The 4,907-nt window shown below is 42.9% G+C and carries 2 protein-coding genes; both read left to right on the forward strand.

The features are described from left to right. Window positions 1-1,810 (forward strand): LPXTG cell wall anchor domain-containing protein (locus ADI76_RS10805; protein ID WP_152905760.1); only part of this gene is annotated, 1,810 nt, incomplete at its 5' end. 196 nt (window positions 1,811-2,006) lie between these two features. Then, on the forward strand, window positions 2,007-4,907 hold a 2,901-nt coding region (locus ADI76_RS00790; protein WP_049514014.1), incomplete at its 3' end, for an accessory Sec-dependent serine-rich glycoprotein adhesin.

The following is a 4,907-nucleotide window of genomic DNA, read 5'->3' on the forward strand; positions in this document are numbered from 1 at the left end:
CTCTGAGTCGGCCTCTACATCAGAATCAGTCTCAACCTCTGAATCGGTATCGACGTCTGAGTCAGTCTCAGTCTCTGAGTCAGTATCTACGTCCGAATCAGCGTCAGCCTCTGAATCTGAGTCGGTATCAGCATCAGAATCAGCCTCTGCTTCTGAATCAGTTTCAACATCAGAATCAGTCTCAGAGTCCGAATCAGTTTCAACGTCTGAATCGGTTTCTGTATCAGAATCAATCTCGACATCAGAATCATTGTCAGCATCGTTGAGCACTTCAGTATCAGAAAGTCAGTCAGTTTCTACTTCAGTTTCAGTCTCAACATCTGAGTCAGTTTCAGTCTCTGAATCATTGTCAGCCTCTGAGTCGGTTTCAACATCGGAATCAACTTCTGCGTCTGAGTCAGCCTCAACGTCTGAATCAGTGTCTACTTCTGAATCACTTTCAACGTCTGAATCAATCTCGACATCAGAATCATTGTCAGCATCGTTGAGCAATTCAGTATCAGAAAGCCAGTCAGTCTCTACTTCGGTTTCAGTTTCGATGTCAGTATCTGTATCTGAGTCAGCATCGACATCGGAGTCAGTTTCAACGTCCGAATCAGTGTCAGCGTCTGAGTCAGTCTCAGCATCCGAATCAGTCTCAACCTCTGAGTCGGTCTCAGCATCCGAATCAGTATCAACGTCTGAATCTTCATCGACGTCTGAATCAGTTTCAACGTCCGAATCAGTGTCAGCGTCTGAGTCAGTTTCAGCATCTGAATCGGTATCTACTTCAGAATCAGTTTCAACGTCTGAATCAGTCTCAGTCTCAGAATCAGTATCTACATCAGAATCAGTATCTACATCAGAATCAGTTTCAACGTCTGAATCAGTTTCAACGTCTGAATCAGTTTCAACGTCTGAATCAGTATCTACATCTGAATCAGTGTCAACATCCGAATCAGTCTCAGCGTCTGAATCGGTCTCGACGTCAGAGTCAGTCTCGACGTCAGAGTCAGTCTCAACGTCTGAATCAGTTTCAACTTCTGAATCGGTCTCAACCTCTGAGTCAGTTTCAGCGTCTGAATCAGCATCAACGTCCGAGTCAGTTTCTACCTCTGAGTCAGCATCTGCGTCCGAGTCAGTATCAGTTTCTACCTCTGAGTCAGTGTCTGCATCAGAATCGGCATCTACTTCAGTTTCAGTTTCGACATCAGAGTCGGCGTCTACGTCCGAATCAGCATCTGCATCTGAGTCAGTGTCAACGTCTGAATCGGTATCAGCATCAGAATCAGTGTCAGTGTCCGAATCGGTTTCAACATCAGAATCAGTGTCAACGTCCGAATCGGTTTCTGTATCTGAATCCGTTTCTACGTCCGAGTCAGCGTCAGCCTCTGAATCAGCATCAACGTCTGAATCAATCTCGACATCTGAATCATTGTCAGCATCGTTGAGCAGTTCAGTATCTGAAAGCCAGTCAGTCTCTACTTCGGTTTCAGTTTCGACATCAGTCTCTGCATCTGAGTCAGCATCATTGAGTACCTCTGCACCTGAATCAACTTCAACATCAGTAAGTACTTCAGTTTCAGTGAGTCAATCACAATCAGGATCAACATCTGGTAGCGGTTCATACTCTAACTCAATGAGCCAATCAATTTCTCATTCAGAGTCATTGTCTGCATCAGAATCAGCAAGTGGATCACAAAAACACAGCCAGTCTGTAGTGCTTCCAAATACTGGCGAAACAGGATCTATAACATCAGCTCTTCTTGGGGTTGTTACAGGGTTAGCTGGAATTGCTGGACTTATCCGACGTAAAAAGAAGGGGAAATGATCTAGTAGGAAATATCATTTTTTTCGAGTGAATCTCATAGGAGATTCACTTTTTTACTAGTAGAATGAAGTGTTTTTAATGTGTTACAAAAAATTTGAAAATTAAACAATAATATAGAAGTTTTTTGTAGCAAATTACTTGAATCTACGTAGTATTCCTGTATAATTAATAATGACTACAATGTAAGGGGAATATCATGCAATTTAAGCGTTCAAAAGGAAACTTTCGTGAAACAGATCGTGTCGTACGCTTCAAATTAATTAAATCAGGAAAAAATTGGCTTCGAGCATCAACGGCTGCTCTAGGCCTCTTTCGCGTGGTGCGTGGGCAAGTGGAGGAGACCATCATTGCCAACGTACAGCAAGATCAAATAGAAAATCAAAAGCATAACCAAGCCTTCTTAAAAGGTTTGATTACGGCAGGAACTGTATTTGGTGGTGCTGTGCTTGTTACGACTGCTAAGGCGGAGGATGCAACATCACTGGCACCAACGGTTTCTGAGACAAAACAGGAAACTTTAGCAGAAGTAGATAGTGTGGTCTTGGGAAATACCTCTACCCAGACTTCAGAATCTGTCTCTGTTTCAAACTCCACTAGCCTTTCTACATCTGTTAGTGCGTCTGCTTCGATCAGTGAATCTACTTCGTTGTCTTTGAGTGAAGTTGGATCAACTGCATTATCAACGGCATTTAGCGAGTCTGCTCAAATTTTAGAGTCAGAGGTGGTTGTTGAGGAACCGACTAGTTTAGAAGAAGCCGTTGTTTTGGAACAAAATACCTCTGAAGCTGAATTGCTCCAAGAAATTGCAGGAAACTACGCATCTAAAATGACGGACACTGAGCGTCGAGCAGTGGTCGAAGCGGTCATTAACAAAGTGCAGGTTGAAGTGACTGCAAGCAATAACTTGATCCACACCAATGCTAGTGCGCAATCTTATGCTGACCAGCGCGATCGTTTGGAGAAATCTGTCGATGAGATGATGACGACCTTGACAGCTGCAGGTTTTGTGGGAAATACAAATGTAGATGGAAAACCTGCGATCTCTGCTCAATTAGCTCCTATCGCTGAGGTGGCTAAGAGTAGTAGTAAAGAGCTAGAGATTACACCAAACATGGATGATCGTAACAGTGCTAGTGTTGAAGATGCCCCTCTAACAGCTACAGATGTTGCCAAAGATCCTCATATCGATAAGCACTATGTTAACCAAACACCTGAAGAGATTGCAGCTTATAAGAAGGATACGGATGCTACTCGCTATACCTTTGGAATTTGGGATTTTGTTAATAATACTGGGGAACCGTTGGGGTATTATGCGACCTTATCCATCGATCGTACCGATACCGATCCGAATACGCATGTGGGAAATGATGTATATTTCCGTGTTGTGAAAAAATCAGATGGTTCCGAGATCTTCTCTCAAACCTTCTCTGCCAATGTCATTGGTGGCACGCAGTTCCAACTACCTAAAGAAGTGTTGATTAAGAAAGCTCCTTTTGGGAATATGTTTGCCTATAGCAAGTCTGATGATGGGAAACCTGGGAACGTTTATCTAGGGACTTATGCTAGCCCAGAGACAAGTTTCCTTGTACGAGATGTATACGATGTGATGACCCCTTCAAAACAGGGGGAACTATTGACTTCGAGAGCTGAAATCAAGGTTCCATCTATGTGGGGGAAACAGTCGACTTTCTACAAAGTGGTGGATCCAGCAGGCAAATGGGTAGATGGGGAATACACACCAACCGGGAAAGAAGCAGTCTTAGCAGAGTATACCCAGTACGGAATAGAAGGTCAGCGTTATACGGCCTCAAATGCTCGTGATATCGCAGGATACGTACAGGTTCCAGTTGTGAGCTCGTCTCAAAATGTAAGAACAGGAACTTTTGATAATAGTACAGTTGGAGATCGACGTGTAGAATTGTACGGAAATGCGCGTGAGCATTTTATAAGAAGTGAAGTTGTTACAACCAGTCAAAATGGCGACTACATCCTTCGTTACTACGTTTTAGATCCTTCCAAAGTCTATAACGTTTCGAATCTGGATGTCGGGAATGAGCCGGTATTTGACAAGTATACACTTGTTTATGAAAAAGAATTTAAACAAGATAGTACTGATAATCTTTCAGATTTAGGTGGAACACGTAAAGTTGAAAGTAAAAACAAAGATTATTTTCTTAATGTTACGCCAAAACGAGTGGATGATCGTCATCTTGAGTTGGAGATCACAGGATGGTTTTCGGCTAAGGACACCGTCACCTATACAGATGAAAATACAGGGACAGAATATACGGTTCCAAAACCATTTACAGAGCTTCCAAAATCACCTTTTCTAAGTAATAATCAGATTATGATTGTCGGAGAAGATGCGACACCTCAAGGTGCAGATGGTTTTTCTAACTTTAAACAAACCATTCAAAAAATGGTGGTTTCAAATCCACTGACGAGTGTGAATTATTATTATCGGAAAATGACGTCGTCAGAATCTGCATCACAGTCTCAAAGCTTCTCAGCCTCAACGTCGGCATCTTTGGTTTCAGATTCGATTTCATCGTCTCAGTCTGTATCGGCTAGTGAGTCTGTTTCTTTGTCGCAAGCATCTAACTCAATCACTCAGTCAGATTCGCAAGTTTCAACTTCGATTTCAGCAAGTCAGTCCGATTCCTTGGTTCAGGAATCTGTATCTGCAAGTCAATCAGACTCGTTGGTTCAAGAATCAGTTTCAGCAAGTCAGTCTGAGTCCTTGGTTCAGGAATCTGTATCCGCAAGTCAATCAGATTCGTTGGTACAAGAGTCCGTTTCAGCTAGTGAATCCGAGTCGTTGGTTCAGGAATCTGTATCTGCCAGTCAATCAGAGTCGTTGGTACAAGCATCTGTATCTGCCAGTCAATCAGACTCGCAGGTTTGGGCATCTGTATCGGCAAGCCAATCAGAGTCTTTGGTTCAATCGTCCGTTTCAGCTAGTCAATCTGAGTCCTTAGTACAAGAGTCGGTTTCAGCTAGCCAGTCCGATTCTTTGGTTCAGGAATCTGTATCTGCAAGTCAATCAGAATCGCAGGTTCAGACATCTGTATCGGCAAGCCAATCTGATTCGTTGGTA

Source organism: Streptococcus parasanguinis (assembly GCF_001074805.1).
In the GTDB taxonomy this organism is placed as follows: Bacteria; Bacillota; Bacilli; order Lactobacillales; family Streptococcaceae; genus Streptococcus; species Streptococcus parasanguinis_A.